Source organism: Rhizobium terrae (genome assembly GCF_003425685.1).
GTDB classification, from domain to species: Bacteria; Pseudomonadota; Alphaproteobacteria; order Rhizobiales; family Rhizobiaceae; genus Neorhizobium; species Neorhizobium terrae.
Genome location: NZ_QJKM01000002.1, coordinates 59,562 through 86,077, shown reverse-complemented (window position 1 = coordinate 86,077; position 26,516 = coordinate 59,562). Strand labels below are relative to the sequence as shown.

The 26,516-nt window shown below is 62.6% G+C and carries 30 protein-coding genes; 17 read left to right on the top strand and 13 right to left on the bottom strand.

Annotation, left to right across the window (positions count from 1 at the left end; translation table 11 throughout):
• Positions 1 to 7 precede the first annotated feature (7 nt).
• Complete coding sequence (locus DMO26_RS03390) at positions 8 to 895, bottom strand: NAD(P)/FAD-dependent oxidoreductase (protein WP_117190626.1); 888 nt, start codon at positions 893 to 895, stop codon at positions 8 to 10.
• Positions 896 to 1,033: 138 nt separating this feature from the next.
• Here DMO26_RS03390 and DMO26_RS03385 point away from each other — a divergent pair, with 138 nt between their 5' ends.
• The 3 genes from DMO26_RS03385 (at position 1,034) to DMO26_RS03375 (ending at position 3,333) form a co-directional block, all read left to right on the top strand.
• Positions 1,034 to 1,498 carry an Rrf2 family transcriptional regulator gene (locus tag DMO26_RS03385; protein ID WP_117190625.1) on the top strand — a complete coding sequence of 155 codons (465 nt, stop codon included), beginning with the start codon at positions 1,034 to 1,036 and terminating at the stop codon, positions 1,496 to 1,498.
• Positions 1,499 to 1,572: 74 nt separating this feature from the next.
• Positions 1,573 to 2,397 carry a L,D-transpeptidase gene (locus DMO26_RS03380; RefSeq protein WP_117190624.1) on the top strand — a complete coding sequence of 275 codons (825 nt, stop codon included), beginning with the start codon at positions 1,573 to 1,575 and terminating at the stop codon, positions 2,395 to 2,397.
• 213 nt (positions 2,398 to 2,610) lie between these two features.
• The gene (locus DMO26_RS03375) at positions 2,611 to 3,333 is read left to right on the top strand and encodes a L,D-transpeptidase (protein ID WP_117190623.1); all 723 of its coding nucleotides are present in this window, start codon (positions 2,611 to 2,613) and stop codon (positions 3,331 to 3,333) included.
• 207 nt (positions 3,334 to 3,540) lie between these two features.
• Here the strand turns inward: DMO26_RS03375 and DMO26_RS03370 are convergent, their stop codons facing one another.
• Both DMO26_RS03370 and DMO26_RS03360 read right to left on the bottom strand, forming a co-directional pair.
• A complete protein-coding gene (locus DMO26_RS03370) occupies positions 3,541 to 4,005 on the bottom strand; it encodes a carboxymuconolactone decarboxylase family protein (protein WP_117190622.1) in 465 nt (154 codons plus the stop codon).
• 264 nt (positions 4,006 to 4,269) lie between these two features.
• Complete coding sequence (locus tag DMO26_RS03360) at positions 4,270 to 5,337, bottom strand: IS110 family RNA-guided transposase (protein WP_117191011.1); 1,068 nt, start codon at positions 5,335 to 5,337, stop codon at positions 4,270 to 4,272.
• Between the two features lie 288 nt (positions 5,338 to 5,625).
• Here DMO26_RS03360 and DMO26_RS03355 point away from each other — a divergent pair, with 288 nt between their 5' ends.
• Positions 5,626 to 6,510, top strand: a complete 885-nt coding sequence (locus DMO26_RS03355; protein WP_117190621.1) for an aminoglycoside phosphotransferase family protein — start codon at positions 5,626 to 5,628, stop codon at positions 6,508 to 6,510.
• A 60-nt stretch (positions 6,511 to 6,570) separates the two neighbouring features.
• Positions 6,571 to 6,978 (top strand): DUF6766 family protein, encoded by a 408-nt coding sequence (locus DMO26_RS03350; protein WP_117190620.1) that lies wholly within the window; start codon positions 6,571 to 6,573, stop codon positions 6,976 to 6,978.
• A gap of 59 nt (positions 6,979 to 7,037) precedes the next feature.
• On the opposite strand, the gene DMO26_RS03345 is transcribed toward DMO26_RS03350, so the two are convergent.
• Both DMO26_RS03345 and DMO26_RS03340 read right to left on the bottom strand, forming a co-directional pair.
• Positions 7,038 to 7,817 (bottom strand): class I SAM-dependent methyltransferase, encoded by a 780-nt coding sequence (locus DMO26_RS03345; protein ID WP_117190619.1) that lies wholly within the window; start codon positions 7,815 to 7,817, stop codon positions 7,038 to 7,040.
• A gap of 74 nt (positions 7,818 to 7,891) precedes the next feature.
• Positions 7,892 to 8,365, bottom strand: coding sequence for a MarR family winged helix-turn-helix transcriptional regulator (locus tag DMO26_RS03340; RefSeq protein WP_117190618.1), 474 nt, complete (start codon positions 8,363 to 8,365; stop codon positions 7,892 to 7,894).
• A gap of 163 nt (positions 8,366 to 8,528) precedes the next feature.
• Here DMO26_RS03340 and DMO26_RS03335 point away from each other — a divergent pair, with 163 nt between their 5' ends.
• On the top strand, positions 8,529 to 8,951 hold the full coding sequence (locus tag DMO26_RS03335) for an organic hydroperoxide resistance protein (protein WP_117190617.1): 423 nt from the start codon (positions 8,529 to 8,531) through the stop codon (positions 8,949 to 8,951).
• A gap of 125 nt (positions 8,952 to 9,076) precedes the next feature.
• Here DMO26_RS03335 and DMO26_RS03330 read toward each other — a convergent pair whose 3' ends face one another.
• From DMO26_RS03330 to DMO26_RS03320, 3 genes are all read right to left on the bottom strand, one after another.
• The gene (locus tag DMO26_RS03330) at positions 9,077 to 9,517 is read right to left on the bottom strand and encodes a hypothetical protein (RefSeq protein WP_162894692.1); all 441 of its coding nucleotides are present in this window, start codon (positions 9,515 to 9,517) and stop codon (positions 9,077 to 9,079) included.
• Between the two features lie 210 nt (positions 9,518 to 9,727).
• Positions 9,728 to 10,045 (bottom strand): hypothetical protein, encoded by a 318-nt coding sequence (locus tag DMO26_RS03325; protein ID WP_117190615.1) that lies wholly within the window; start codon positions 10,043 to 10,045, stop codon positions 9,728 to 9,730.
• Between the two features lie 90 nt (positions 10,046 to 10,135).
• Positions 10,136 to 10,594 (bottom strand): MarR family winged helix-turn-helix transcriptional regulator, encoded by a 459-nt coding sequence (locus DMO26_RS03320; RefSeq protein ID WP_117190614.1) that lies wholly within the window; start codon positions 10,592 to 10,594, stop codon positions 10,136 to 10,138.
• 54 nt (positions 10,595 to 10,648) lie between these two features.
• On the opposite strand from DMO26_RS03320, the gene DMO26_RS03315 reads away from it, so the two are divergent.
• The 6 genes from DMO26_RS03315 to DMO26_RS03290 all read left to right on the top strand — a co-directional run bounded on the left by DMO26_RS03315 (position 10,649) and on the right by DMO26_RS03290 (position 15,655).
• Positions 10,649 to 11,398: a DUF899 domain-containing protein gene (locus tag DMO26_RS03315; RefSeq protein ID WP_117190613.1), complete on the top strand. Its 750-nt coding sequence runs from the start codon at positions 10,649 to 10,651 to the stop codon at positions 11,396 to 11,398.
• Positions 11,399 to 11,438: 40 nt separating this feature from the next.
• Complete coding sequence (locus DMO26_RS03310) at positions 11,439 to 11,918, top strand: DUF1579 domain-containing protein (protein ID WP_404947008.1); 480 nt, start codon at positions 11,439 to 11,441, stop codon at positions 11,916 to 11,918.
• A gap of 186 nt (positions 11,919 to 12,104) precedes the next feature.
• Entirely contained in the window at positions 12,105 to 12,917 is an 813-nt protein-coding gene (locus DMO26_RS03305) for a VOC family protein (protein ID WP_117190612.1), read from the top strand.
• A gap of 225 nt (positions 12,918 to 13,142) precedes the next feature.
• Positions 13,143 to 14,153 (top strand): M15 family metallopeptidase, encoded by a 1,011-nt coding sequence (locus tag DMO26_RS03300; RefSeq protein WP_117190611.1) that lies wholly within the window; start codon positions 13,143 to 13,145, stop codon positions 14,151 to 14,153.
• Positions 14,154 to 14,298: 145 nt separating this feature from the next.
• Positions 14,299 to 14,991 (top strand): dihydrofolate reductase family protein, encoded by a 693-nt coding sequence (locus tag DMO26_RS03295; RefSeq protein WP_117190610.1) that lies wholly within the window; start codon positions 14,299 to 14,301, stop codon positions 14,989 to 14,991.
• Between the two features lie 46 nt (positions 14,992 to 15,037).
• On the top strand, positions 15,038 to 15,655 hold the full coding sequence (locus DMO26_RS03290; protein ID WP_162894691.1) for a hypothetical protein: 618 nt from the start codon (positions 15,038 to 15,040) through the stop codon (positions 15,653 to 15,655).
• A gap of 120 nt (positions 15,656 to 15,775) precedes the next feature.
• Here the strand turns inward: DMO26_RS03290 and DMO26_RS03285 are convergent, their stop codons facing one another.
• Complete coding sequence (locus DMO26_RS03285) at positions 15,776 to 17,296, bottom strand: ABC-F family ATP-binding cassette domain-containing protein (RefSeq protein WP_117190608.1); 1,521 nt, start codon at positions 17,294 to 17,296, stop codon at positions 15,776 to 15,778.
• A 417-nt stretch (positions 17,297 to 17,713) separates the two neighbouring features.
• Between DMO26_RS03285 and DMO26_RS03280 the strand changes: the two genes are divergently transcribed.
• On the top strand, positions 17,714 to 18,016 hold the full coding sequence (locus DMO26_RS03280; RefSeq protein WP_117190607.1) for an alkylphosphonate utilization protein: 303 nt from the start codon (positions 17,714 to 17,716) through the stop codon (positions 18,014 to 18,016).
• Between the two features lie 63 nt (positions 18,017 to 18,079).
• Here DMO26_RS03280 and DMO26_RS03275 read toward each other — a convergent pair whose 3' ends face one another.
• Positions 18,080 to 19,669: a helicase HerA-like C-terminal domain-containing protein gene (locus DMO26_RS03275; protein ID WP_117190606.1), complete on the bottom strand. Its 1,590-nt coding sequence runs from the start codon at positions 19,667 to 19,669 to the stop codon at positions 18,080 to 18,082.
• Positions 19,670 to 19,800: 131 nt separating this feature from the next.
• Here DMO26_RS03275 and DMO26_RS03270 point away from each other — a divergent pair, with 131 nt between their 5' ends.
• From DMO26_RS03270 to corA, 4 genes are all read left to right on the top strand, one after another.
• Positions 19,801 to 20,814, top strand: coding sequence for a YihY/virulence factor BrkB family protein (locus DMO26_RS03270; RefSeq protein ID WP_117190605.1), 1,014 nt, complete (start codon positions 19,801 to 19,803; stop codon positions 20,812 to 20,814).
• Positions 20,815 to 20,898: 84 nt separating this feature from the next.
• Positions 20,899 to 21,288 carry a hypothetical protein gene (locus tag DMO26_RS03265; protein ID WP_117190604.1) on the top strand — a complete coding sequence of 130 codons (390 nt, stop codon included), beginning with the start codon at positions 20,899 to 20,901 and terminating at the stop codon, positions 21,286 to 21,288.
• Positions 21,289 to 21,402: 114 nt separating this feature from the next.
• A complete protein-coding gene (locus tag DMO26_RS03260; RefSeq protein ID WP_117191009.1) occupies positions 21,403 to 21,687 on the top strand; it encodes an acylphosphatase in 285 nt (94 codons plus the stop codon).
• Positions 21,688 to 22,008: 321 nt separating this feature from the next.
• Complete coding sequence (gene corA / locus DMO26_RS03255) at positions 22,009 to 23,043, top strand: magnesium/cobalt transporter CorA (protein WP_117190603.1); 1,035 nt, start codon at positions 22,009 to 22,011, stop codon at positions 23,041 to 23,043.
• A gap of 40 nt (positions 23,044 to 23,083) precedes the next feature.
• Here corA and DMO26_RS03250 read toward each other — a convergent pair whose 3' ends face one another.
• The 3 genes from DMO26_RS03250 to DMO26_RS03240 all read right to left on the bottom strand — a co-directional run bounded on the left by DMO26_RS03250 (position 23,084) and on the right by DMO26_RS03240 (position 26,498).
• Positions 23,084 to 24,385 (bottom strand): hypothetical protein, encoded by a 1,302-nt coding sequence (locus DMO26_RS03250; RefSeq protein WP_117190602.1) that lies wholly within the window; start codon positions 24,383 to 24,385, stop codon positions 23,084 to 23,086.
• 135 nt (positions 24,386 to 24,520) lie between these two features.
• Positions 24,521 to 25,345: an aldo/keto reductase gene (locus tag DMO26_RS03245; RefSeq protein ID WP_117190601.1), complete on the bottom strand. Its 825-nt coding sequence runs from the start codon at positions 25,343 to 25,345 to the stop codon at positions 24,521 to 24,523.
• 115 nt (positions 25,346 to 25,460) lie between these two features.
• Positions 25,461 to 26,498, bottom strand: a complete 1,038-nt coding sequence (locus tag DMO26_RS03240; protein WP_117190600.1) for an aldo/keto reductase — start codon at positions 26,496 to 26,498, stop codon at positions 25,461 to 25,463.
• Positions 26,499 to 26,516: the final 18 nt, after the last annotated feature.

Below are 26,516 nucleotides of genomic sequence, written 5' to 3'. Positions count from 1 at the left end.
ACCGCGCTCAGGGCGCACCGAACATCAGGTAACGGTGCGCCGCTGCTCCCGCCATCGCGCCGTCGCCGACCGAGAGGGCCACGGAGCCGGCGGCGCGGGCGGCGTCTCCGCAGGCGAGAACGCCGGCAATGCTGGTCTGCTTCATCGCATCCGTCCGGATGAATTGTCCCATCGGTCCGTCCTCCAGCGCGCAGCCCAGTTGCTCGGGGATCGGGCTCGCGATCTCGGTGCGCGGCGCGGTGAAGAGGCCGGCGAAGGAAAGCCGGCGACCGTCCAGAAGGGCGACATCCGCATGGCCTTCGATTGCCTGGATCGGGGTCGCCTCGATTACGGCGCCTCGCCGGGCCAGGTCTTTCATCGCATTCTCGTCAGGTTCGAAAACGCCGTTCAGCAGCAACGTGGTCGGTCCCCAGTCCGGCAGCATCAGCGCATGGTGCAGGGAGAGGGGCGAGACGGCGATCACGCCGACCGGCCCCTGGTCGAGTTCATAACCGTGGCAATAGGGACAATGAAAAACGCTTCTGCCCCACCGCTCCCCAAGGCCGGAAATATCCGGCAGGTGGTCCTTCACGCCCGTCGCCAACACCAGAGCCTTTCCGGCAAACGACCTGCCTGCCACCGAAACGGCAAAACCGCCTTCGTCGCCTGCCGCCCCGTCTGCCCGTCCGTCAAGCCACTCGACCGTCGGATAGGCCATCAGCTGCGCGCGGGCCTTGGTCGCGATCGCGGCGGGGTCCTCGCCATCCTGCGTCAGGAACCCGTGCGAATGTTCGGCGAACCGGTTGCGGCGCAGGCCCTCGTCAATGACGAGGACGCGCCGCCGGGCGCGCGCCAGCTGCAGGGCGGCGGAGAGGCCGGCATAGCTGCCGCCGATGACGATCGCTTCGTAATCCATCTGGAAATCCTTCTTCCGAGTCTCGAAACAACATAAGTTACATGATTACTTGCGGTCAATAGATTTGTAACTTATGTTGTTGCGAATGAGCGGGCATGTTAGGAATGGCGGGATCGGAATCGCCGAAGGAACGCCGCGATGAGACATGACAGCCGCCTGTCCCGCATGCTGCACGTGCTGATCCACATGGATCGCCACGAGGGCGCGGCCACGTCGGAAACCATCGCCGCGATGCTCAACACCAATCCCGTCGTCGTCCGCCGCACCATGGCGGGCCTGCGGGAAAAAGGTTATGTGCGCTCCGAAAAGGGCCATGGCGGCGGCTGGACGCTTGGTCGTCCGTTGTCGGAAATGACGCTGCTCGATATCTACGAAGCGGTCGGGGAGCCGCCGGTCTTTGCGGTCGGCCCGGCCTGCGACCAGCCGGCATGCCTGGTGGAACAGGCGGTCAACGCCGCTCTTTCGGACGCTTTCGAGGAGGCGGAGAGGTTGCTTCTCAAGCGCTTCGGGCGGGTGACGCTGGCCGATATCGCGCTGGATTTCGACGCGCGCATGATGCGGCACGCAGCGCAGGCCCATGTCGCGTCAGGCTGTCATTCCTGAACCGTTTCACCAGCTTCGCGCCAGCCGGGTCTGTCATTCGTAATGGTGACATCATCTGCCGGAAGCGGGTTCCCATGCCATTTTCTCCTCGATCTTTCCGCCGAATCGCTGGCCTCTCCCTCGTCGTCGCTGCGTCTGCGACACTGGCCGGCTGCCAGATTCCCCTGGTCACCGATACGAGCCGCATGAACCCGGATGTCTTCGTTCAGGAGACGGCACCGGTGTTTTACGTGCCGCCATATGCCGATCCGCCATCGAACCAGCCGCCCCCAATGCCGGGCGCGATCCCGCAAAAACGCCAGCTCTATCCGTCCGATTTCCATCAGACCTATGGCCTGCCGGTCTCCAATCCCGTGCACCGCACCATGTACGGCGTGATCCGCGACGACGACCACACATTGCCGGCCATTCCCTATTCGCGGATCGACGCGCGCTTTCTTCGCCAGGAAGTGGATTATCGCACCAACGAACCCGTCGGCACGATCGTCGTCGATACCAGGGCGCACTACCTTTATTTCGTCCAGCCGGGCGGCAAGGCGATCCGCTACGGCGTCGGCCTCGGCAAGGCGGGTTTTGCCTGGCATGGCCGGGGCGTGATCCAGCGCAAGGCGAAGTGGCCGCGCTGGACGCCGTCGGATGAGATGGTCGCGCGCCAGCCGAACCTGCGCCAGTTCGCCGCCTCCGAAGGCGGTGCCGAACCCGGCCTCAATAATCCGCTCGGCGCCCGTGCGCTCTATATCTTCCAGGATGGCAAGGATACGCTCTACCGCGTGCACGGCACGCCCGATTGGCAATCGGTCGGCAAGGCGACCTCGTCCGGTTGCGTACGCATGCTGAACCAGGATGTCATCGATCTCTTCGACCGGGTCCCCTCGGGCACAGCGATCGTCGTCATCTGATCCTTCGGCGTCATTCCGCAAGCGAGCGGCTTCGGCCGCTCTTTTCGTTGCCATGCCGAGCCTGTGAAACCACGTGTCCCGGTTGTGAATAGTTGCTTAATTACCGCAGCCCTATGTTTTGAGGAGGCGGGGAGCGAATCGGAACCTTCCGGCTCTCGCCTCGTTGAAGTATGCTTTTGACCGTCCTTGCGTATTCTGTGTGGTCCTCCCAAAATGATCTTCGATACTTGTTATTCTCGCCGGGGCTTCCTGTCTCTCATGGGCGTGGGCGCAGCCTCGACGCTCTCTGGCTGTGCTTCGACCGTGCCCGGACCGGGTGACACGATCATCAGCTATCGCGATTCGGGAAGTGTCGGCCGGCCGGCGGTCATGTCGGGCGGTTCGCCGGAACTGGATCAGATGTATGGCACCGTCGTCGACGGCGGCTTCGTCATCCCGGCCATTCCCTATGAGCAGATCAACCCGCGCTATTATCGCCAGCGGGTGGTTGATCCAACCGGCGAGCGCCCCGGCACCGTCGTCGTCGATACGCCGTCGCGCTTCCTCTATCTGGTTGAGCCGGGCGGCTCCGCGATGCGTTACGGCGTCGGCATCGGCCGCCAAGGTTTTGCCTGGTCCGGAGACGGTGTCATCCAGTGGCGCCAGCAATGGCCGAAATGGACGCCGCCGAACGAAATGATCGCCCGTCAGCCGGAACTTGCTAAATATTCGGCCGACAACGGCGGCATGCCGCCCGGCCTCAATAATCCGCTCGGCGCCCGCGCCCTTTATATCTTCCAGAACGGCCAGGACACGCTCTACCGCCTGCACGGCTCGCCGGAATGGAATTCCATCGGCAAGGCGGTCTCGTCCGGCTGCGTGCGCCTGATGAACCAGGACATTATCGACCTCTACGACCGCGTGCCCAACAAAGCCCGCATCGTCGTCTGGCAGTGAGGAGGGGTGCCGCGCAAGCGGCAACAATCGATCCAGTGAATCGATTGTACCGACGAACGCGCTGAGCCAAAGCGAAGCGCCACAGGGGGGCCGCGCAAGCGGCAACAATCGATCCAGCCGCCGAACGCTCCGAACCGAAGCGAGCGTCTGTCCGCATGCTCCGGCGGCGGGCGGATGGCCGCCCACCGCCTTACACGACCGCCAGCGTCAGGCTGCCGCAGCCGCCTTCCGGTCGGCGGGGTGGGACCTGCGGAACCCGATATTGATCCGGTTCCAGGCATTGGTCTGCGCGATCAGCAAGGTGAGAGCCACCTGTTCTTCCTGGCTGAAATGCGCCTGGACGGCTTCGTAAGCCTCGTCGGGTGCGTGGGTTTCGGAGACCAGTGTCAGAGCCTCCGTCCATCCGAGCGCGGCCCGTTCGCGGTCCGAATAAAGCGTCGATTCGCGCCAGGCGCTCAGAAGATGCAGTCGGTCCTCGCTTTCTCCATGTTTGCGGGCATCGGCGACGTGGTGGTGGATACAGAAGGTGCAGCTGTTGATCTGCGCCGATCGCATCATCACCAGTTCCCGCAGCAGAGGTTCGAGACCGTTGGTCTGGATCGTCTTTCCAAGCTCGATCCATGGCTGCATCGCGGCGGGGCTGGTGGAAAAGGGGTTCAATCGCTGTGTCATTGTCATCTCCAATGAAAGAACACAAGGGGCAAAACACCTTGAACTGGCGGCGTTTCCTTGGGTTCGGTTTCGTTTTGATCGGCATTTTCGCCGATCGGCTAAATCTCTTCCTTCCGCGCGACAGGCTCTGCCGTTCGGTTCTCGAACCAATCTCCAATGCGTGACCTGATGCGTTAGCTTCGGTCACAGAGTGACGTTCGGCTCCCGGTTTCCCATTCTCCTTGAGGAGCGCAGCCCGGACCTGCCGGGCTCGCTAACAAACAATCAGGACAACCGGGATGTCGTCGACGCGCCTTCCATGGGGCTCTCACCGCGCGGCTCGTAAGCGCGCTGGTCCCGCAGGATCTGGAAGGCGATCGTCAAAAGCTTGCGCGCGATCGCAACACGCGCCTTGTTCACTCCTCTGATCTTCAATTGCTCGTACTGGGCGCGAAGCTGCGCATCGCTGGCGATGGCGGGCGTGACCGCCTCGACGAAAGCCCAGCGCAGCCACTTGTTGCCCTGCTTGATGATCTTGCCGTGAAAGGTCTTGCCGCCGGAGGAATAGGTCGACGGCACCAAGCCGGCATAGGCGGCAAATTTCTTCGGGTTGCGGAACCGCGCTATGTCGTCGATCTGCGCATCGATCAGGCGGGCGAAGAACTCGCCGATGCCGGGGATCGTCTTCAACAGCTTGACGTTGGCATTGGCCTTGGTCATCGCCCGGATCGTCGCCTCCGACTGCTTGATCCGCACATCGATGTCGCCGATGAAGGCAAGACCTCGGTCGATCTGAATGCGGTCGATCTCCGAGACCTTGACCTGCGCCAGTTGGAGGCGGCCGGCCTTGCCGAACAGATCGCCGAGCTTCTTCAACTGCGCCGTCTGCTCCGGATAACGATCGAACACCGTGACGATACGGTTCTTCGTCATCGTCCGCAGCCGCACGTAAAACATCCCCTCACGCAGGGCGACACGCAGTTCTCTTGCTCGTTCGCCAGGTGCCCAGGCCTCCGGCACCAGGTCGGCTCTGAGCAGATGCGCCAGCACCGTCGCGTCGATCTTGTCCGTCTTGATCTTGGCGTCGGCGATCGCCTTGACCTTCAACGGATGGGCGAGAACGACATCATCACAAATGTCGTCGAGCCAGTCGTACATCACCATCCAGTTGCGGGTCGCCTCGACAACCGCATGGCTGTTCTCGCGATATCGCTCCAGAAACCCGCCAAGCGACTGGCGGTCGTTCTTAACCCGACCGGATCTCAGCGTCTTGCCACTGCTGTCCTGCACCACCAGGTGGCTGTAGGATTTGTGGTAGTCGACCCCGATGTGGTATTCATAAGAGGCAGTCATGCTTCCAACTCCCTTATTGAGATCTTCAAAACCCCAATAGGATAAGCCGAAAGGCTGGAAGTGTGACTGTCCCTCGATCATCATCTGCATCTCAGTGATCCGCTCTATCGGTGGAGGCGCCGTCTTTCATGTCACCTCCTTGTTGGGGTTTCCGGAGCATGACGGGCAAGATCTGCCCATTTTGACATGCGGGGCGGATTTTTTCATTTGGCACCGATGCCGGATGCCCGACAAGGTCCCTATGCTGAAACAACAACCCAGCCTCGTTTCCCCCGAAGAGGGTCGCGCATGGTCGAGATTGATACTGTTCTTGTGCAACGTCTGGTCGCCGCCCAGTTTCCGCAATGGGCGGATCTTGCCGTCCGGCCTGTCGATCAGGGCGGGTGGGACAATCGCACCTTCCATCTCGGCGACGAGATGTCCGTGCGGCTGCCGAGTGCGGAACGTTACGTCGCGCAGGTCGAAAAGGAACACCGCTGGCTGCCGGTGCTGGCGCCGCGCCTGCCGCTGCCCATCCCCGTACCGCTCGGGCTCGGACGGCCGGGCGAAGGTTACCCATGGCCATGGTCGGTCTACAAATGGATCGGCGGAGAACGCTCCGGACCCGGCACGATTTCCGATCTCGCGACCTTTGCCGAAGACCTAGCGGATTTCCTGCTTGCGCTCTGGGCGATCGACGCCTCGGCAGGACCGCCCGCCGGCGCTCACAATTTCCACCGCGGTGGCTCACTGCATGTCTATGACGAGGAGACCCGCCGCTCGGTCGAGGCTCTTGCGGGAGAGGTGGATGTGCCGCTGATCACCGAAATCTGGGAGAGGGCGCTTGCATCCCGATGGGAGCGCAAGCCCGTCTGGGTGCATGGCGATATCGCAGAAGGCAACCTTCTGGTTCGCGGCGGCCGGCTGTCCGCGGTCATCGATTTCGGCAGTTCCGGCGTGGGCGATCCGTCATCCGATCTCGTCATCGCCTGGACCCTGCTCGATGAACCCGCCGCACAGGCGTTTCGCGCCCGCGTGGCGCTCGATCCCCAAACCTGGGAGCGGGCGCGCGGCTGGTGCCTCTGGAAGGCGCTGATCACCATCGTCGAAAAACGCCACGGGGATATCGCCGGCGCCGACCTGCACCGCCGCTGGATCGCCCGCATCGTGGCGGATCATCTGGCCGCCCGCTGAGCCCGGGGCGGAACCAGCGCCCGGTTTCTCCGTTGAGTCGATCACCATCGGAGGGAAGTCATGAAAGAGAACTCGTTGTGGCGAGCCTACAGCTACGCCTGGATCACGCTCGGATTGTTTGCCTTCAGCCTTGTGGGACATTGGCTGTTCGGCTGGTTCGCATTTGTCGAGGAGCAGGTCGAGCACGGCCAGCCGGTGGAAGTGTCCGCCTATCTGGTCGAGATGCTGAGGGATACGTTCGAGAACTGGCAGTCGGAATTCCTGCAATTGCTCTGGCAGGTGGGCGGCCTGGCATTCTTCCTGTTTCTCGGCTCGCCGCAATCGAAGGAGGGATCGGACCGCCTGGAGGCGAAGATCGACGTCATCCTGCGCAAGGTGGATCCAACCGATGGGGAAGGCGTCATCCGCGAATTGGACGAGCGTTATTCCGGGCGCCATACGGATGAGCCGGATGCCCACAGGACCTGACTGCATTCCCAGCATAAGGGCCGTTCGCTGGCCGGGACGTTCCTTGCGCGCCGGTCGGCTCAGCCCGCCCTGACGGTGCCCCAGACGAGCGTGCTCCGGACGGTGAACGAAAGCAGGCCGTTCCTGGCGTAAGGCTTCAGGATGTCCGCAAGCTCCGCATCGAACGCTTCGATTAGCGAACCGAGCTTATGCGGTGCGAACGTATCGCGCGAATGCTGGCAGCGGATGAAATCGCCGATGCTCTGTTCGATCGCATCCGACAGGAAGCATTCGCGCGCCTCGACATCGAGATGGCTCTGGTAACCTGCCCATTCCCCCGCCTTGGCATCATGATCGAAGGGTTTGCCGGTCAGTCTCGGAACCCATTTCCCGAGAAAACCAAACCAGTCCGCCTCCCAGGCCGGTTCGAATGGCGCGTCACCGGAGACGGCTGCAAAAATATGGCCGGGACGGGCGTGCGCTGCAAGCCGCGGGAAGAGGCGGGAATGGTCCATCCAGTGGATGCTGGCGGCCGCGACCGTCAGGTCGAAGCGCGCTTCGCCGATCGGGAAGTCTTCCGCAAAACCTTCCACCCAGCGCAGGTTCGGGCTGTCTCCTCCGGGAAGTGACTGCCCGAGCGCGATCATGTGCCGCGAGGGATCGACCGCCACGACGTTTTCGAACCGGCTCGCCATCGGCCGGGAAATCTTGCCCGGCCCGCAGCCGAGATCGAGAAGCGAGCCCGGCCGCGGCGCGATCTCGACCAGCCTTTCGAGAAGAAGGTCGGGATAGGGCGGCCGGTAGGGATAGTTTTCGACGACATCGGCTTCCTCGAAGGAAGCTCCGGGACGCTCGCCCATGAAGGCTCCGCTTGATCGGTTGCAGTCGAGGACCATCCACTAATCGGGCAGTTTGTCAGCCGGATGACGAAGGCTCACCCCTCCGCCTGCATCAGCCTTTTGCGGAGCGCGATCAGGCTGTCGCGCATGGCGACCGCTTCATCGAGGCTGCAGCCGATCGCCTTGCCGATCTGCGCATGGACATCCTCGGCCTGGGTCTTCAGCTCCCTGCCTGCATCGGTGAGCGTGATCATCACCTGCCGCTCGTCGTCGCGGTCGCGCTTGCGGGCGACGAGGCCGGAGTGTTCGAGCCGCTTCAGGAGGGGGGAGAGCGTGCCGGAATCGAGTCCCAATCGTTCTCCGATCGTTTTCACCGGTTGCCCGTCTTCCTCCCAGAGCACCAGCATGACCAGATATTGCGGGTAGGTGAGGCCGAGCGGATCGAGCAGCGGCTTGTAGGTGCGGTTGAAGGCATGCGCCGCGCCATAGATCGCAAAGCATAGCTGGGCATCGAGCTGGATCTCGACACCCTTCGGCCCATCCTTCCGGTTCGGCGCCTTTTTCTGCATGGCCAATCCTGACTTCACGGTTTCGTGCGCTATCTTTTTTCGTGCCGGCATTGTCGCAGGCTTGACGCGGATTTGCAATGCGCGTAATTGGATTGCGCACAATTTAATTGTGAGCAATTTTGTGCCCGGCGAGACCGGGCTTTCAACCAAGGGAGTTAGACCCATGCCGATTCTCTACACCACCAAGGCTTCCGCCACCGGCGGCCGCGCCGGCCACGGCGTTTCCGAAGACGGCGTCCTCGACGTGACGCTGACCGTTCCGAAGGAGCTCGGCGGCGATGGCGCCCGGGGCACCAATCCGGAACAGCTTTTCGCGACCGGTTACTCCGCCTGCTTCCTCGGCGCGCTGAAATTCGTGGCCGGCAAGGAAAAGGTAAAGATCCCGGATGACGCCAAGGTGACGGCGACCGTCGGCATCGGCCCGCGCGAGGATGGCGGCGGCTTCGGCATCGAAGTGTCGCTCTCGGTCAGCATCCCCGGCGTCGAAAGGTCGGTCGCCGAAGACCTTGCTGCCAAGGCGCATATCGTCTGCCCCTACAGCCACGCCATGCGCACCTCGACTGAGGTTTCGGTTTCCGTTGAATAATCGCCGGTAAAACGCTTTGCGGACCGGTTTCGTTGTCCAGCAATAGGTTACCGGTTTGTCAGGCCTCAAGCCGCTCGCAGCCCGCCGCTGCGGGCGGTTTTGTTTTGTCGCGAATGTCGGGCATCTCAACGGGATTGCGGCAAATCTTTCGTCAGGTTTTGGATGCTCCTGGCCCGCTCGATCAGTGCTTCATAATCCCAACCGGCCTGATCGTCCGAGACCGCGCGTTCAAGATCGGGACGCCGCGGGTCCGGCTTGCGCTCATCCATTTCCTTCTTCTTCATCTCGTTGATCTTCTGACGAAAAGTCTTTTCAAAGGCGGCCTTCACCTGCCCGGAGGGCCAGAGTTTTCCTGTTGGCGCCTTGGCATTGTCGAGCCACAAGGCGGCGATCAAGGCGTTGAGCGCGCCGACCAGGACTTTCTCGATCTCGTTCGCTTTGGTCGACGCCCTCCCATTGTCGGCGGCAAGCCAATCCGGCAAGTTTTTCAGCCAGCCGTTTATTTCGAACGAGATATAAGTGGTTGCATAAGTGGTGGTGGCGATGATGGCGACCGGTGCAAGCACCGACCATTGCCAAATCTTGACGGCGCGGACTGGCTTCTCCGACAGTTTCGATTCGGCATAGGATTGGCATAATCGGCCGATCGCGTAGAGGATCGCCAGGATTGCCGCCGCCCCCGCGATTTCGAAGCCGGCTATGAGCAGATAAACGCCGAATATGACGCCGATGAAGACCGGGGCGGCGGTGCGTAGGGAACCCATGGCGGCGCGGCCTCAGACGTCGATTTCGAATTCATGCGTCGGCGAGTGATAGCAGCGGAAAACGACCTTCCCGCCGCGATAGACCGCCTGCATCTTCGAAGGTTTTTCCGTGGCGCTTTCGTCGCAGGTGATGTCGCTCAGCGCAAGGCTCTGGGTGATGGAAGCCATCGCCTTCTGCGTCCGAAAGCCGACGACGCTTTCCTGCAGGTCGAAGGGCGTGGAGAGGCTTCGTATCTGGGCGCCTATGCCCTCAAGCTCCGCCTGATCGGAGGGGGGGACTTTGAAAAGGAGTCTGAGATCTTCCAACTTTACTGTCTTGGTCTGCGGCATTGCGACAACCTCATACGACAATAACCGGCAGACACTCGCATAGCGGGTTTATATTGTAAATGTATATTTTAAGTATTATTGCCGTGCGCCTCAACGGACGAGGGACAATGTCGCCCGCAGCCGCCCCGGTTCGCCGTCTCCCAGTTCCGCATCGACCTCCGCATGGACCCGCGTCCAGATCGGCAGGGCCGCGGTGAGCATGGTCATGCCGTCATCGGTGAGCCTGAGAAGTCTGCCGCGCCGGTCTTTCGGGTCCACGTTGGTTTCCACCAGCCCCCGCCGCTCCAGCACCTTCAATGCCGCCGTCAGTGTGGTGCGATCCATGGCGAGCAGGTTGGCGACCGAACTCATGGTCGCCGGCTGCGGCCGGTTCAGCGACATCATCAGCGAAAATTGCCCGTTGGTGATTCCGATCGGCTTCATCGCATTGTCGAACCGCCGGGCAAGAGCCCGCGCCGCGCGCTGCACATGCAGGCAAAGGCAGGTATCCCGCACATGCAGGGTGGTGGAGAAGGGAATCACTTCGATAGGGAGCGGGTTTGACAGCATGGGAATAGTATGTTGATATCAACGTATTCTGTCAAGGATATGAGGAGGCCTGTCATGGATGTCACCGCAACTCCGAAAAACCCTGTCGTGTCCCGCGAGGAGTGGCTGGCGCGCCGCAGGGAACTGCTGGCGCTGGAAAAGGAAGAGACCCGTCTACGCGACAAGGTGCGTGCCGAGCGCCGGGCGCTGCCCTGGGTGAAGGTCGACAAGGATTATGTCTTCGACACGCCGAAGGGTAAAAAGACGCTTGCCGAACTCTTCGACGGCCGCAGCCAGCTGATGGTCTACCATTTCATGCTCGGTCCGGACTGGGATGCCGGCTGCACCGGCTGCTCTTTCCTCTCCGACCATGTGGATGGGGCGCTGCCGCATCTCAACAATCACGATGTCACTTACGTCGCGGTCTCCCGCGCGCCGCTCGACAAGATCGAGGCCTACAGGAGGCGCATGGGCTGGAGATTCCCCTGGGTCTCGTCCTTCGGCTCGGATTTCAATTTCGATTACCACGTTTCCTTCACCAGGGAAGACCTCGCCGGGGACAAGGTTTATTACAATTTCCGCGAGGTTCCGCCGTCCGAGGCGCATGACGAACTTCCCGGCCTTTCCGCCTTCTACAAGAACGAGGCGGGTGAGGTCTTCCACACCTATTCGAGCTACGCTCGCGGCGGTGAGGAGATGATCGGCACGCTGATGATCCTCGACCGCGCGCCGCTCGGCCGCAACGAGAGTTCGACGATGAACTTCGTCAAGCGCCACGACGAATATGAGCAGAAGCCGAAGGAGGGTTCATCCTGCTGCCATTAAGCAGGTCCATCCTTTTGTAAAAGCGTGAGGAGGAAAGACGATGAGCGCGATGGAAATGCCGAAGCCGCAGGCGGAGCACGGCTTTCTCGAAAGAATGGTGGGCACCTGGGAGGTGACCTCGACAAGCATGGATAATGCCGAAACGTGGACCGAGGTTTGCCGTTCGCTGAACGGCATCTGGTTCGTCGCCGAAGGCAATGGCGAGATGCCGGGCGGCGGCGGCCCCGCCACCACGATGCTGACGCTGGGTTATGATCCGGCCAAGGGCAAATATGTCGGCAGCTGGCTCGGCACGATGATGACCTATCTCTGGGTCTATGAAGGCGAGCTGTCCGCGGATGGCAATACGCTCAGCCTCTACACGACCGGCCCGGACTTCGCCGAAGAAGGCAAGATGGGCGATTATCGCGAGCAGATCACCTTCACGGACATTGACCACCGCACCTTCACCTCCAGCGCCAGACAGCCGGACGGCAGCTGGAAACAGTTCATGCAGGCGGATTATGCCCGCAAGCGCTGAGTCCGTATAACCGCCCCTCATCCGGCTACCGCCACCTTCTCCCCGTCTTGAGGGGGAGAAGGCTTTGCCGCACCGGTTTTCCGTCAGCGGTGCCGCGGTGCCGCGTCTCCTCTCCCCCATGCTGGGAGAGGGTTAGGATGAGGGGCTTCGTCATCGAATAGACACCCATTTTCGAGGAGAAAAATCATGCTGCAGACCAACCCCCAGTCTCGTTCGGAGACGCACGGCAAGTTCATCTGGGTCGAACTGATGACGCCGGACACTAAGGCGGGTGGCGTATTCTATTCGTCCGTCGTCGGCTGGAAGGTGAAGGAGATGTGCATGCCGGACCTGCCGGCCTATTTCCTGTTCGAGATGGGCGAGGGCGACAACTGCCCCGGCATCGGCGGCATGATGGACTTCCCGCCGGAACTCGAAGGCAAGATCCCGCCGAACTGGACGGGTTACGTCGCGGTCGACGACGTCGACCAGACGGCCAGGGATTTCGCCGCACTCGGCGGCCGCGTGCAGCGCGAGCCGGAGGATATCCCGGGCATCGGCCGTTTTGCGGTCGTCGCCGATCCGCATGGCGCCGTGCTGTGCATCATGACGCCGGCCCCGATGGATACGCCGCCGGCCGAACTCGCCTGGGACGCGGTCGGCAATGTCGGCTGGCGCGAGCTTTATGCCGGCAACGGCAAGGAAGCCATGGACTTCTACGGCAAGGTCTTCGGCTGGACGCTCGACCAGGATTTCGACATGGGGCCGATGGGCGTCTATCACATCTTCTCCCATAATGGTCGGCAGATCGGCGGCATGATGACGAGGCCCGAGCAGGTGCCGGTCCCCTGCTGGTGCTACTATTTCATCGTCGAGGCGATCGATGCCGCCATCGAACGCATCAAGGCTGGCGGCGGCGAGATCCTCATGGGGCCGATGGAAGTGCCCGGCGGCAGCTGGATCGTCCAGGCCAAGGACCCGCAGGGCGCCTTCTTCTGCCTGACCGCCGCCAGGCGCTGAACCGGAAACATCGTTCAGCCCTCGTTCACCACTCGCGACGGGGGCTTTTTACGACCGGCGAACCGCCTCCCGCGCGGCCGTTCATGCGGCCACGATTGGCCTGCCGGATGAGCTGACGCCGCCGATCGGATCGGGCACGTACAACGTGTATTTCGCCACCTCTTCGTATTGCGAAAATGCCTGGCCCGAATATGATTTGGACATAGTCGATGGTGGGGGACGGTGATGAGCGACGTGGCAGATGGAAAACCGGCAGTTCCCGCGCCGCCGCTTCAAAGTCAGCTGGATCTGGAACTGCTGAGAGAGAAGTATTCCTACAAGAAATTCATCTGGGGAAGCGTGGTGACCGCGATCGTGGTCGCACTTTTGCCGCCGTTGTTCCAGCTCGCCAGCGCCGTGCTCGAATATACGAAGGGCCAGCGGGAGCTGACCATAAATCGCGAGACGGCCTACCAGAATTACGTCAAGGGATTCATGGACAAGGCGATCGATCAGGATATCGAGCTCCGGATCAGACTGGCGCGTTATTATTCAAGCGTTCTGGAAGGTCAGTACAAGGCGGATTGGGATGCCTATCGGGGCCTCCTGGAGGGTGATCGAGAAAGGATCAAGGCCTCCATCGACATGAAGGAGCGGGAACTCTACGCGTTGATGGCTGATCGCGAGGAGAACGAGCCCGACATCCGGGAGCTCGAGCGCAATCTCGAATGGGCCTATAACGAAGTCGGTTATACCCAGAGGGATCGAAGCGTCGTCGTAAATCCGCGGGTTTCGGAAGCGGGCGCTGGCATTTCGAGCTCTTGGATCGAGCAGAATATCGTCCTTGTGAAAGTTCCCGAACTCATCGGCGTTACGGATTTCCCGCAATCGGGAGAGATCAGGTTGCACCGCCTTGCCGTGGGGCCTTTCACTAACGCCATCCGCGACATAAAGGCGGCGGGATTGCTTGATCGTATAGTGGAATGGGGCGGTTCTTATGCAAATCGCAATGTGCGCGGCACCCAGCGACTATCCATTCATGCCTTGGGCCTGGCTTTCGATATAAATTGGAAATCGAACAGGTTGGGCGCTCCCCCGATTCGCGCCGGGATCAAAGGTTCGGTTGAGGAACTGGTGCCGATCTTCAGGAAATACGGGTTCAAATGGGGAGGTGAATCCGCACGGCCGGAAGCCGCCCATTTCGAACTTGTCACCGCGCCGGACGGCGAAACTCTTCCGAAAGTAACCGACTTCTAGCTGTCCGAAAACGTCGCGGGAAGTTGAGGCCATCTCCACCGTCGGCCTATATCGCGGGATTTCAGATTTTTTTGCTCGTCGGTGTCGGCTGGGCGGCGATGCCTTCGTCCTGTGGGCATCAAAACCCGAAATGGAGGATAACAGCATGCGCAGGATTGTAGTTTCGGCTTTCGTCAGCCTCGATGGCGTCATGCAGGCGCCGGGCGGCCCGGAAGAGGACACGACCGGAGGTTTCGCCCACGGCGGCTGGCTGGCGGCCCGCTGGGAGGAGGAGATCGGCAAGGTGATCGACGAGGTGTTCGAAAAACCGTTCGATCTTCTGCTCGGCCGGCGGACCTATGATATCTTCGCCGCCCACTGGCCGCATGTGGAGAAGGATCCCTCTGCGGAAGGGTATGACGAGGGCGGCGCCAGGATCGGCGAACTGTTCGACCGGATCACCAAATTCGTCGCCACGCATCGCCCCGACACGCTCGCCTGGGCGAACAGCCGGGCGCTGGGAGAGGACGTCGCCGGCGCGCTGCGCGCCTTGAAACAGGAGGAAGGTCCGGATCTTCTCGTGCAGGGCTCGACGGAGGTCATCCAGATCCTGCTGCAGAACGGCTTGCTCGACGAACTGACGCTGATCATCGCGCCGCTGCTGCTCGGCAAGGGCAAGCGCCTGTTCGGCTCGGGCACCGTCCCCGCCGGCCTGGAACTCCTCAAGAGCAGCACGACGCCGAAGGGCACCATCATCGCCCGATACCGGCCCGCCGGCGAGGTCGAGACCGCGTCCTTCGCCCTGGAAAACCCGACGGCGGAGGAGCTGGAACGGCGTGAGAAGATGGCGAAGTCCTGACCCATCGGGCCCTCGACCCTGCCTGGGCGGAAAGGAGGCGGCGCTGTTGTCTTGCGCCGCGATGCAGCCGGCCGAAGGTGATTTGCGGCATGCGGCCATTGAAGGCGACGGCAGGCGCTCTAATCTGTTGAACGGCGAGGCGGCGCACCGCCGTCACAGGCGTTCGCGCTCGCCGGTACACGGAGAAACCATGGTCAGGAGCTTGTACGAAGGCGAAATTTTCGCCGACTATTTTCAGATATATCTCCGCGATGAAGATCATCCGGACCTGCCGGACGATTACTCGGAAGAAAGCCTTGAGCGCTACCTGATGGCCGGGTCCTACGCAGTCATTGTGCGCACGGCGCGCAACATGACCGTACCTGTTTGCGTCACATGGCACGATCGGAAGCCGGAGCCCGATCTGAACGCCTTTCAACACATAGCCGAGGCCGGTTTCGGCTGTCCCACGGGTCGGCTCATACTCGCCGGCTTGACCGATGACGAACAGGCCTCCCCGCGCTTTTCGGTGAAGGCGGGGCAGCTCGGCCTGCGGATAAACCTGTCGGGACTGGATACCCTCACCGAAGATGGGCTTGACGGCGGTGACCGTTACCTTTTGCAGCTTTGGCCTGCTGCCGGACCCGCAGACGTGCGCGTTTTGAAGGCGTGGCAATCGGCATGAAGCGGTAGCGGGATGATCAAGCTGCCCCGCGGTGGGCTTGCTGTTGTTGCAGCTCGACGGCATTTACGAGGATCAGACCCGGAACCCCGCCGGGCAGGGCGGGCGGGGTTCTTCGCGCCGTCACGGCTTCGCTGAAGCAAAGAACGCCTCCGGTTCGTCGACTTCCACGAGCCGCTTCCGCTCGATCAGCCAGAAGCGATTGCCGACGGCCCGCACGAAGCTGCGGTCGTGGGAGACCAGAAGGCAGCTCGCCTGATGCTTGAGAAGCTCGCCTTCCAGCGCTTCCTGCCCGTCGATGTCGAGATGGTTGGTCGGCTCGTCGAGAAGGTAGAAATTCGGCTCGCGGAGCCTCAGCACCAGAAGTCCGAGTCGCGCCTTCTGCCCGCCGGAAAGTTCCCCCACAGGCCGTGCCTGCATCTCGATCGACATGCCGGCGCCGGCGAGCAGCGAACGCGCCCGCTGGTCGCCGATGTCGAAACGGCGGATGATCGTCTGGTGCGGTGTTGACCGGTCGTCGAGATCGGCCAGCGCCTGATCCCCGTAACCGAGCACCAGCGAAGGCGTCGCCTTGATCCCGTCGATTGAAGCCGCCGGCTCGGCGATCGCCCGCCGCAGCATGCCGATAAGCCGCGTCTTGCCGGTACCGTTGCGGCCGAGCAGCACGATCCGGTCGCCCTGGCAGATGAACTGCCGGCCGGTCGAAAACAGCAGCGTACCGTCCGGCGTCGTGACCCCGGCATCTTCGAGCGTCACGAGAACCTTGGCATGCGTACCGCGATTGATAAGCCGGATCGCGCCGGCGGATCGCTCCAGATGCGCGGGCTTGGCAGCATCCTCCAGCTTTTCGGCCCGTTCCTTCAATTGCTTGGTCTTGACGACCAGGAGGTCGCTGCCGGAATTGACGCCGATGTTGTTGAGCTTGGCCGCCTGCCGGCGCAATTGCTCCGCCGTTTTCATGTCCCGTTCGTAGCGTCTGGCGTCCGCCGCGTCGGCTTCGTTCAGGGCGGCCCGTGCCCGGCTGTAGGGCAGGGCGAAGGCCTGGGAATTCTCCGGCCGGAGAAACAGCGTTCTGTTGGTGACGGCGTCGAGAAAGGCACGGTCGTGGCTTGCGAGGATCACCGGCACGTCGCGCGGCAGCGCGTTCAGCCAGTCTTCCAGAAGCGCGATCCTGGCGAGGTCGAGATGGTTGGTCGGTTCGTCGAGCAGGAGCACGTCCGGCTCGTTGACCCAGGCACGGGCGATCAGCGCCAGCCTCTGCCAGCCGCCGCTCAGCGCGACGAGCGGCCGCCCGCGCAATTCTTCCGGCACCTCCATGCCTTCCAGCACGACATCGGCGCGCCAGCTCTCGCTTTCGATCTGATCGGCGGGCAGCGCCTGCAGCACGGCATCGCGAAAAGTCGCATGGGTGAGGGTAGGTGGCACGTTCTGCTCCACCATCCCGACGGTCAGGCCGCGGGTGCGGAAAATCTCGCCTTCGGTCGGATCGAGCCTGCCGGCAATGCAGTTCAGAAGCGTGGACTTGCCGCGCCCGTTGGCCGCGACGATGCCGATCCGGTCGCCGGCATTGACGGTGAGGTTGAGCCCGGAAAACAGCGGGCTGGAGAGGGTTACCCCAAGATTGCGGAGGTTGATGAGGCTCATTGTGCTTCTCTGGTCTTGCCGCGGCTGAGACGGCATCGCGGGCGCTCGGCCTTCAACGATGTCGGCTGCGGCTGTTACAGATCGCGGGCATGCACGAGCGGATGCTCGGTCGCCGCGGGCCACGAAGGGCGGACCAGAAAGGTGGTGACGAGAAAACGGCCTCTGGTCAGCCCTGCAAACGCATCTGCAGGGCGTCGACTGGGCCACGCTGCCGGTAGAACCGGAAATAGAAATTATGCACGCGACCCTCCTTTCTCCTTGAGCACGAAACCGGATTATCACTGCGCCGGATGGAATGCAATCAAGCGAGCGCAACCAGCAACGCCGGGGCGGGCAGAGGCGGAGCCGGCCTTGCAGAGGCGGGACAGCTGTTATAAGGCCCGATCACGGAGGTATCCGGTTTCAGGAGAGACATCGATGGCGGATGGTGACGACGACTACGTTTACGACGAAGTGACGGGCGAATGGCGTCCGGCATCCGAACTTGCCGCCGCAGCCCAGGCGGCGGCCGAGGTGCGCGACGCTTCCGGCAATTTCCTGAAGGACGGCGATTCGGTCACCCTCATCAAGGACCTCAAGGTTAAGGGCGCCGGCCAGACCCTGAAGCAGGGCACGGTGATCCGCTCGATCCGCCTGACCGACAACCCCGAGGAAATCGACTGCCGCCACGACACGATCAAGGGCCTCGTGCTCAGGACGGAATTCGTCCGCAAGCGGTGAGCCGCAGTTCGGTTCTGCTCTGTCGGGATCGGCGCGGGCGGAGTGGCGGTGCGACGCCCCCCGCTACCGCTTCAAACTCCCTAAAATCCCCCGCACGATCGCCCGTCCCACCTGGGTCGCGACGGTACGCGTGACGCTCTTCATGGCCGCTTCGATGATCGTTTCGCGCTGGTAGCCGGAACGGCGCGGCTGGGCGCGGCCGCGATCCTCGTCGTCATCCTTACCGCCGCCGAAGCCCGGCAGCGTCCAGCCCGTCGTCTCGCCGGAGCCGGCGGGCGGAGCGGCCTGCAGCTCGTCCTGCGCCTTCTTCGCGGCTGCGGCGTCAGCCGCCTGCTTGGCGCGGGCGGCGAGAATTTCGAAGGCGGATTCCCGGTCCATGTCCTCGTCGTAGACGCCGAGGACCGGGCTCCTGTCCATCACCGTCTGCCGCTCGCCGTCGTTGAGCGGGCCGATGCGGCCGGACGGCGGGCGGATCAGCGTGCGTTCCACGATCGACGGCGCCCCCTTGCCTTCGAGCGTCGAGACCAGCGCCTCGCCGGTGCCGAGATTGGTGATCGCGGTGGCGCAGTCGAAGGCCGGATTGGGGCGGAACGTATCGGCCGCCGTCTTCACCGCCTTCTGCTCGCGCGGCGTATAGGCCCTGAGCGCATGCTGCACGCGGTTGCCGAGCTGGGCGAGCACGGTTTCCGGCACGTCGAGCGGGTTCTGGGTGACGAAGTAGACGCCGACGCCCTTCGAGCGGATCAGCCGTACGACCTGCTCGACGCGCTCGATCAGCACTTTCGGCGCATCGTTGAAGAGGAGGTGCGCCTCGTCGAAGAAGAAGACGAGCTTAGGCTGTTCCGGATCGCCGACCTCCGGCAGTTCCTCGAAAAGTTCCGAAAGCAGCCACAGCAGGAAGGTCGCATAAAGCCTGGGGTTCATCATCAGCTTGTCGGCGGCGAGCACCGAGATCTGCCCGTAGCCGTTGTTCGGGTGTGTCCGCATGATGTCGGTGATCTTCAAGGCCGGTTCGCCGAAGAAGTGCTCGGCGCCCTGCTGTTCGAGCACCAGCAGTGCCCGCTGGATCGAGGCGACGGAAGCCCTGGAGATCAGCCCGAACTGGCTCGAAAGCTCGCTTGCATTCTCCGCCATGTAGTTGAGCAGAGAGGCGAAATCCTTGAGATCGAGCAGCGGCAGGTTCGCCTTGTCGGCGATCTTGAAGGCGATGTTGATGACGCCTTCCTGCGGCTCGGAGGCATCCATCAGGCGCGAGAGAAGCAGCGGCCCCATCTCGGCGATCGTGGTGCGCACCCGATGGCCCTTCTCGCCGAAGAGATCCCAGAAGATGACCGGAAACTGTTCGAAATCGTAGTCCTGAAAGCCGATCTGCTCGGCGCGCTTCAAAAGAAAATCCTTGGCCTCGCCCTTGGCGGCGATGCCGGACAGGTCGCCCTTGATGTCGGCGGCGAAGACCGGCACGCCGGCCTTCGAAAAGCCTTCGGCGAGCACCTGCAGGGTGACGGTCTTGCCGGTGCCGGTGGCGCCGGTCACGAGGCCGTGACGGTTGCCGAATTTCAGCTCCAGGTACTCGGCCTTGTTGAGCGTGTCGTCCGGCTTGCGGCTGCCGCCGATGAAGAGCTTGCCTGTATCGTCCCCGCTCGTATTAGTCATGCAACCTGCGCTCCCTGACCGCGTTCTCTGCCGAATGCTTTTGGTGACATGCTTATAGGATGAGCGGAGGCGCCGGGCAACGGCAACGACAGTGCCGGCCGGTGCACGATGCCGAAAGGCGGGAGGGTCCCTTGGCGATCGGTGATGCGGCGTCTTCATTGCAGAAATTGCAGAAGGAGAGGGGGCGCGATGCGGATACCCCTTCCCAAATTCCCGCCCGCGGCCTGAAGGATGTCTTCTGGCGCATCTATGCGGGCGTGATCGAAGACCGGATCACGCTGATCGCCGCGGGCGTCACCTATTATCTGCTGCTCGCCCTCTTTCCCGCCGCCAGCGCGCTCGTGTCGATCTACGGCTTCGTCTCCGACCCGGCGGCGATCGTCGACCGCATCGCCTTCCTGAGCTCCGTCATGCCGGCGGATGCGCTGGAGATATTCCTGAACCAGCTCCGCGCCCTGACCTCGGAACGCAGCGCGACGCTGTCGGTCGGCCTGGTCGGCGGTCTCGCGCTGGCGCTCTGGAGCGCCAATAACGGCATGAAGGCCCTGTTCGAGGCGATGAACGTCGCTTATGCGGAGGAGGAGAAACGCAGCCTGCTGCGGCTCAACCTGATTTCGCTGCTGTTCACGCTCGGCGCGCTGCTGCTCGCCATCGTCATTCTCTTCGCCATGGGCGTCGCGCCGGCAGTCATGAAATATCTGTGGCTCGACAGATGGACGGAAATCATCATCCGCTTGGCACGCTGGCCCGTCATGATACTGTTCGTCGCGGGCGGCATCGCGATGCTCTACCGTTTCGGGCCGAGCCGCGAGCCGGCCAAGGTCCGGTGGCTCACCTGGGGCGCGGCATTCGCGACGGTCGCCTGGCTCATCGCCTCGATTGCGGTTTCCTGGTATCTGGGGAATATTGCAGATTACAATGCCACTTACGGCACGCTTGGCGCCCTGATCGGTTTCATGGTCTGGACATGGATAGCGGTCATCATCGTCATCGTCGGGGCGGAGATCAACGCGGAACTGGAGCACCAGACGGCGCGCGATTCGACCACCGGTCCGCCGCAGCCGCTGGGTGCCCGGGGGGCCTACATGGCCGATACGGTCGGCAAGGCGTCGGGCGGCGAGGGGGCAGATGGGAACCAAGGCTGAGGATCGGCCATGCAAACTCTGTTGGCTTCCACGGCGACTATGTGTATTACCTTGACGTGAACGTCAAAACCCGAGGAGAGATTGATGAACGAACTGGTTTCCCGCGTCGCCGAGAATGTCGGCATTGCTCCCGACGTCGCCGAGAAGGCGATCGGCATGATGCTCGGTTTCCTGCAGCGCGAGGCAGATGACGGCGCGGTCGCCAGGATGATCGAGGCGATCCCCGGCGCGCCGGAACTGGTCGCCCAGTTCAACGGCGAAGGTTCGGGCGGCGGCGGCCTGCTCGGCGGCTTGATGGCGAGCTTCGGCGGCGGCGTCATGGCGCTTGGCCAGCAGCTGATGAGCCAGGGCCTCGGCATGGGCGAGATCACCGGCCTTGCCAAGGAAACCATGGCCGTTGCCCGTGAACACGCCGGCGACGAAGTGGTCGATACGGTGGTGGCCTCGGTTCCGGGGCTCTCCCAGTTCGTTTGATCGAACCGTTCGGATTGCAGGAAGCCGCTGGCCGCAGGGCCGGCGGCTTTTTTTGTGCCCCTTGCCCTGCGTTTGGAATTTCCCATGTCTGTCGGAGCGGAATGGGAGGCTGCCATGCTCCATGATGACGAAACCGTCCTGGTGCGGATAACCGGAAGGGTTCAGGGCGTCGGCTTTCGCGCCTGGACGCAGGGCGAGGCCTTGCGGCTCGGCCTGAAGGGCTGGGTCCGCAACGAGCCGGATGGAAGCGTCCTCGCCTTGATCGCAGGCCCTGGTATGCTGGTCTCCCGAATGCTCGATCGCCTATCGCAGGGCCCACCCGGCGCAGTGGTTTCCAGCGTGGAAAAGCTGCCGGCCGCCCCGACGGAAATACCGGCGGATTTCGGCATCACGCGATAAACGGGTCTTCGGTTTTCCGGCGCGCGGCGACCGAATCTTCCGCCCTGCAGTCCTGCGGGAAATGCCCGGAACGGGGCCTGTCGAATTCTTTGGTTTCCGACCGCGTACTGCAACAGAAAAGCATTGACTTTTCGCTGCTTGAAGCACATTTCAGGTGGCGAAGGGGCACCTGTTCAGGCGGCCCTATTTCAAAGGACAAAAGAGATGAACCCCGACAGTCGAAGTTCGACGTCAATATACCGACCCGTCCGTTCGGGGCTCTGATCCTTCTCTTTCAAGGATACGCGCTCCGGGGGACCGATGGTCCGAAAAGGAGCCGTCATGCTGCGTATCCATGCCTACGACCTTGATCGCCTTGTTCCGGTCGCTGCCAATCTGCCTGTGCTCACCGATGTCGCGGACATGCCGGCCGAAGCCGTGTCTGCTCCCGCTGAGCCGGCCGTCGTCTGGTACGACCTCGTCAATCCGACGCCGGATGAGGAGCGCACCGTCGGCGAACGCCTTGGCATCGTGGTGCCGACCATGGATGAAATGGAGGATATCGAACTCTCTGCCCGCCTCTACCAGGAGGACGGGGCCGAGTTCATGACCATGACCGTGTTGACGCGGCCGGATGCCGGCACGCCGCGCAAGGTGCCCGTCACCTTCATCGTCAAGGGCCAGGTGCTCGTCACGGTCCGCTACGCCGAGCCGCGTCCCTTCGACGCGTTCATGGCGCGCGCCCGCAAGCCGAACGGGGCCGGCCTGCATTGCGGATATGGCGAACTCATCATGACCGGGCTGATCGAGGCCGTCATCGACCGCATGGCCGATACGCTGGAACGGCTCGGCACCGAGATCGACCAGATTTCCCAGGAAGTCTTTTCCGCCAAGCGGACGAAGGCCAACAAGAAGACCCGCGACCTGCAGGAGCTGATCCGCGAGGTCGGTACCAAGGGCGAGTTCATCACCGTGGTGCGCGAAAGCCTCGTCAGCGTCTCCCGCGTCGTCGCCTATTATGGGGCGCTCGACGGCGTCGACCGCAAGCTTTCGAAGGAACTGCGCCAGCGGCTGAAGCTCCTGCAGCGGGACGCCACCTCGCTCGGCGATCACTCGGCGTTCCTTTCGGGCAAGATCAACTTCCTGCTCGATGCGACGCTGGGGCTGATCAACCTGGAGCAGAACCAGATCATCAAGATCTTCTCGGTCGCCTCGGTGGTCTTCCTGCCGCCGACCCTGGTCGCGTCGATCTACGGCATGAACTTCGCCTTCCAGCCGGAACTGCAATGGCACTACGGCTACCACATGGCAATCGCCATGATGATCGTCTCCATGGCGCTGCCCTATCTCTACTTCAAGCGGAGAGGGTGGCTGTGACGCACGCCCCCGGGCGGCGGTCACGAACCCCGTGCCGCCGCTACTTGCCCTTATCCTTCAGGTAGTTGCTGCCGTTGATCACCAGCAGTTCGTCGGAACCGATGTCGGGCTCGAAAATACTCATGCTTTCCGTCATCCCGTTCGCGTGGTTGAGATCCAGCCGATAGCCGGACAGCGTATAGCGGCCGGTTTCCGCGGCACGATCGCCCGTCGTGGTGAGGCCGCTGCGCGAGCCGCCGATCTCGTTCGTCGCCGAGGCGCCGTGCCAGCCGGTGCGCCGGAACGTGCCATCGGGTTTCAGGGTAAGCGTCCGGCTGGAGGCGATCGATCCCGAGGATGTCGCCGTCATGCCGCTCGAGGCGAAGGTGTAGGTCCACTGGCCGTTGAGCGTCGCGCCGTTCTTAAACGGCGGGATGGCGCGATACTTTCGCTCGCCGATCCGCAGGTCGCCGCCGTCCTTCGCGAATGCCTGCGTCTCGATCTCAATCGTTCCGTAGTCGGACGTGACGCTGCGCATCTCGATCTTTCCAGCGGAAAAGAAACCGCCGCCGTTCACGTCATAGGTGCCGCAGTCGGTCGGGTTTTCCCTGCAATGTTCGGCGATCGTCCTGCCGCCCTTCGGCAATTCGGTGGAAAACAGGCCCCGGTTGTCGAACACCCGGATCAGGCTGTCGGAGTAGAAATCCATGCCGCCGAAGACGTTCGGTCGAAGCCCGGTATCCAGGTAGGTGAAGACGCCGTCGATTCCGCCGTCGCCGCTGGCAGGCACGATCTCGAATTCCCTGTCGGAGGCGTCGAGCTTCACGGAGCGTACCAGGGTTTCGAAATCCCTCTCCACCTCCTGGCTGCGCTCGTCGCGCATGTTGAACTGAACGAGCTGCAGATAGGCCTGCCGCTTGTCGCCGGCGATGCCGACGACGATCTGGCTGACCGACACGCCCTTGATGTGGGCGCAGCAGCGTTCTTCCACGCGCATGTCGTGGCCGTTCACCGTCACGCCGTAGTGCTTGATGAAAGGGTCTTCTTTGACCATGTCCGGCAGCGTGGCGACGAAGGTCTTGAGCCCTGCCTGGAGGGAGTTGCGCGGTGCCGAGATCGGCTTGGAGATCTGGATCAGCGCCGAACCCCGCTTTTCCTTGTCCGTCTCGGGAAAATCCCGCTGCAGCATGAAGAGCTCGCCCTTGCCGGTCTTTTTCCAGACGGGCGCCGGCAAGGTTACGGTGAGGCCGCCGATATCGGTTGTCTGCGCCCCGGCAGGGGAGGAAAGAAGCAGCGAAAAGGGAATGATCAAAGCAAGGGCAAACCAGCTCATGCCGGTTCGGTCGATAAACGTGTAAAACATTCCGCCCGCCCGCGTTGTTTCAACTGTCGCCGACGGGAAATGGCGTAGGTAGCGGGCAAATCAAGTCTTGCCTGCGCGTGCCGCAGGCCCTTCTCCCCTTGCGGGGAAAAGGGAGCGCCGATCAATGCTGCCCGATCAATCCCATTTCGGCGCTAGATGCCCGGGGCTGACGATGCGGCCGTTCGGCTTGGCGAGGGCGTAGATCGCTTCCATTTCTTCGAGCGACAACGCGAAGTCGAAGACGTCGAAGTTTTCGGCCAGGCGCGAGACGGTCGCGGTTTTGGAGAGCGCGATCACGTCCTTCTGCTGGATCGCCCAGCGCAGCGCCACTTGCGCGGCCGTCTTGCCGTGCTTGGCGCCGATGTCCTTCAGCACCTCGTCCTTCGGCACAGCCCCGTTCGCCATCAGGTAATAGGAGGTCAGCGACATGCCGTGCTTGCGGAGCTCCAGCAGAACCTTGGTCTGGTCGAGATAGGGATGGTATTCCACCTGATTGGTGGCAAGCGGCGCGTCGGAAAGCTTCACGGCTTCGTCAATCAGCGCGACGGAAAAGTTGGAGACGCCGATATTTCTCGCCTTGCCGGCTTTCTTCAGCTCGTTGAGAGCGCCGATCCGGTCGGCAAGCGGCATCTCGCTCTGCGGCCAGTGGAGCAGCAGCAGATCGAGATAATCGGTCTTCAGCTTTGTGAGGCTCTCGTCGACGGAAGCGAGGAAATCCCTGTGGCCGACGCGATCGACCCACACCTTGGTGGTGAGGAAGATGTCGGCGCGCGGAACTCCGGAATTGGCGAGGACTTCGCCGACCGCCGCCTCGTTCTTGTAGATCTGCGCCGTATCGACATGGCGGAAGCCGAGTTTGAGCGCCTCCGGCAGCACCCGGGCGACGTCTTCGTCGGGCATGCGGAACGTGCCGAAACCGAGTGCGGGAATATTGGCGCCATTGGCGCTGACTGTGAACATCGTGAACTCCTGTGGGAAGCCCGGCCGGATTGCGTAAATGCCGACCGAGCGAAATGAGGCCCTTACTACATGGACCGATTCTGCAACGGATCAACTCCGTTTTTTAAGCTGCCGGTCACCCGGCGATCGGCGGGTTGAGGCGGGCGAAACCCTCTTGTCGGCGATAGGGGAAATGCGGATAGGGCGCGGTGACCGCGCTTGCCGCGTCGAGCCTGCCGATCTGCTCTTGCGTCAGCGACCAGCCGACCGCCCCAAGGTTCTGGCGAAGCTGCTCCTCGTTGCGCGCACCGATGATGACAGAAGAGACCGTCGGACGGCTGACAAGCCAGTTGATCGCCACCTGCGGCACGCTTCTGCCGGTTTCCGCCGCGATGTCTTCCAGCGCATCGACGACCTTGTAGAGCAATTCGTTTTCCACCGGCGGACCGAAATCGGCGGTCCCGTGCAGGCGGCTCTCGGCGGGTATGGGCTTGCTCCTGCTGATCTTGCCGGTCAGCCGTCCCCAGCCGAGGGGGCTCCAGACCAGCGCGCCGAGCCCCTGGTCCCGACCCAGAGGCATCAGCTCCCATTCGTAGTCGCGGCCGACCAGCGAATAATAGACCTGGTTCGCCACGTAACGCGTCCAGCCGTGCCGCTCGGCGGCAGCGAGCGATTTCATGATCTGCCAGCCGGAAAAATTGGAGACGCCGATGTAGCGCAGCTTGCCGTCCTGCACCAGCCGGTCGAGCGTTGAGACCACCTCCTCGACGGGCGTCGAGGCATCGAATGCGTGCAGCTGGAAGATGTCGATATGGTCGGTGCCGAGCCGCTTCAGCGCTGCCTCGACGGAGGCGATCAGCCGCGAGCGGGACGAACCCCACTCGTTGGGGCCGTCGCCCGTCGGCAGGCTGGCCTTGGTGGAGATCAGCACCCTGTTGCGGCGGCCCTTGATCGCCTCGCCCAGCACCTCTTCCGAGGCGCCGGCCGAATAAACGTCGGCCGTGTCGAACAGATAAACGCCGGCTTCGAGGCAGATGTCGACGAGGCGGCGGGCCTCCTCGACATCGGTCGTGCCCCAGTGGCTGAAGAGCGGCCCGGAGCCGCCGAACGTGCCGGCGCCGAAGCTCAGGACCGGTACCTTGAGGCCGGATGCGCCGAGATTGCGATAGTCCATGATGATCGTCCTTCTTTG